The following is a 221-nucleotide window of genomic DNA, read 5'->3' as shown; positions in this document are numbered from 1 at the left end:
GCCACCATTCGACCTTACAAGTTGAGTACCAGCCGCCCCTCCTCCATTGTCCCGAGCTCCTGCTCGACAACCTCAGTAGCCCGCATACATTCGACCTCGGACAGATCCGCCATCGGCAACCCATCAGCCAAACGCAACCGAAGAAGCACCGTCTCCTCATGACGCTGCACATCACCAAGAACCTCATAGTCGTCAACGGGCAGCACTCTGTCACCCAGCAC

1 protein-coding gene is annotated in these 221 nt (G+C 57.9%); it reads right to left on the bottom strand.

What is annotated here, in order from left to right; genetic code table 11:
- Window positions 1-14 precede the first annotated feature (14 nt).
- On the bottom strand, window positions 15-221 hold a 207-nt coding region (locus HMI57_RS18675), incomplete at its 5' end, for a hypothetical protein (protein WP_216607727.1).

Source organism: Arthrobacter sp. 260, assembly GCF_013116745.1.
Lineage (GTDB): Bacteria > Actinomycetota > Actinomycetes > Actinomycetales > Micrococcaceae > Arthrobacter_D.
This window is presented reverse-complemented; position numbering and strand designations above follow the sequence as displayed.